The organism is Spongiibacter pelagi (genome assembly GCF_014705705.1).
Classification (GTDB): Bacteria; Pseudomonadota; Gammaproteobacteria; order Pseudomonadales; family Spongiibacteraceae; genus Spongiibacter; species Spongiibacter pelagi.
Window position 1 is genome coordinate 1 of the sequence record NZ_JACXLD010000040.1, and the last position, 1,873, is coordinate 1,873.

Below are 1,873 nucleotides of genomic sequence, written 5' to 3' on the forward strand. Positions count from 1 at the left end.
AAATTTCTTAAAAATAAATCCTTTTTTTGAAAACGGGTCAATTCAAAGGCCGCGAGCCAACCAGCCTTGACCAAAATCCTACCAGCACTATAGAAATGCTCCATCCCTATTGAATATCAACAGTTATGCCGTCAGCCGGAAATCCGGCGGCGACGAACGTATCTTCCTGCTCCTGAACCAATGCAAGATAGGACTCAAGATCAGCGATGGGTTCAGCGTATTTTGAGGATGGCTGCGTCAACTCTGTGACTACAGATGCAGCGGCTTTCTTTGTTCGGGACTTTGTGGAGCGTGCTGTGGCTGACATCGGTTATTCCTTACGCTAGTACTCGATTGGAATACTGATATTAGGTCTCGCACCTCAGGTCATGTTGTCATTTCAGGAGCGATACCATTCAGTTAGTTACCGGGAAATTCCCTCAAGGCTCCTGGATAAAAGACAGCTCGGCATCGGCATAGCCACCCGCCTCGATTTCTTCACGCAATTTATCCACAAAATCATAGGTTGGCACGACGGAAATCCAGTTCAGCACTGCCGCCGGAATCGGGCCATTTGGATCAGTGTGGGAAGTGGTATCCAGAGAGACACTGCCATCTGCATTCGGCGTCAGTATCCACTGCTGTTTGGACTGCACAATGCGTATGTAGCCTTTCTTTTCCGGCATATCATCTGTTGTGGCCACCTCGGTAAATGTGACCACTTTGGTACCCGGATCCTGCTGTATCTTGCGACGTAGAAGGCCGTATCGGTCCGTCACCGGCCACGGCATATCCAGCTCCAGGTAAAACAGGGATTCGGTTTCACTGAACCGCTCTTGAACATATGCCTCAGCAATGAGCGGATTCGCCTTAGCCAGGTATTCAGGGTCCTGAAGCAGTGCAATGACACTGCTCAAGCGACCCTTTATCTCGACCGTGCCACGAATTTGCCGGATATCAGAACCTTCGATCTTACGCGTGTAGATCTTGATCCCGTCTTTATCCTTATCCAAGCGCCAGTCTGCGTCACTTGCACTGACAAGTCCTGTGAAACCACAGAGAAAAACCAGACTGACCAAGGCGATCCTGTTCATAACATCACTCTACTCTTGAAACACTCATTCAGTGGCTGAAGCAAGCTGTCCGGCTGGCTCCTTTGGTTTGGAAACGCCACGTATCAGCAAGGTACTACCGATAATAAAGAATGATATGAGTGTAGCATACGTCACCCAGAAGGTAATCAGGCCGTCATAGGCAAATGGCCCGCTCTTGAAGAAAATCAATAGCCCGGCAGACAAGCTGATCATCGCGATGAAGATCAGGTAGTACCCATACCAGCGAGGATAAAATGAATCTTCTCCCTTGTAACTGAGCACCGCAATGGCAATAGCAATCACTTCCAGTGTCGCTTCAGGGTAGAACCAGGTAGCGTTAAACCAGCCGAGATCATGAAGCATCAAAATCAACTCTGGCGCACGATCCGGCCGAAACGCTGCCACACCCCAGCTCATCCACATGGCAAAGGTGGCCACAACGCCCAGGATACCGGTTGCCAGTTGAATATCCGCAAGAATAGGGAATTTCATACGATGACGAATGACATAAGAGGTCGCAATCATCCAGGGAATCAGGAAAATAGTGGAACTCATCGCAAGCAGGAGTCCCAACCGCTTGAGATTGATGTTCTCGTTATAAAAGGCCGCAATTTCTTCGGCTGCAGCGGCTGGATCAGTAGGAGGTATCCAGTTAGCAAGCAGTATCCAGCCAATTGACGTATAGGAAGAATAAACGCCCTTTTCACCCAAGTCCAACAGCTTTGGACCGCAGTTGACTCTTTCGACACCCCTGCGATGCAACCCAATCCGGCTGACGGGGAGCCAGCAACGCTGAAAAT

The 1,873-nt window shown here is 49.5% G+C and carries 3 protein-coding genes; all 3 read right to left on the reverse strand.

Annotation, left to right across the window (positions count from 1 at the left end; translation table 11 throughout):
* Positions 1–106: 106 nt before the first annotated feature.
* Complete coding sequence (locus IB286_RS15310) at positions 107–307, reverse strand: hypothetical protein (protein ID WP_190767028.1); 201 nt, start codon at positions 305–307, stop codon at positions 107–109.
* A 112-nt stretch (positions 308–419) separates the two neighbouring features.
* A complete protein-coding gene (locus tag IB286_RS15315; RefSeq protein ID WP_190767030.1) occupies positions 420–1,073 on the reverse strand; it encodes an START domain-containing protein in 654 nt (217 codons plus the stop codon).
* Positions 1,074–1,097: 24 nt separating this feature from the next.
* A partial coding sequence (locus IB286_RS15320) for a hypothetical protein (RefSeq protein WP_190767031.1) occupies positions 1,098–1,873 on the reverse strand: 776 nt, incomplete at its 5' end.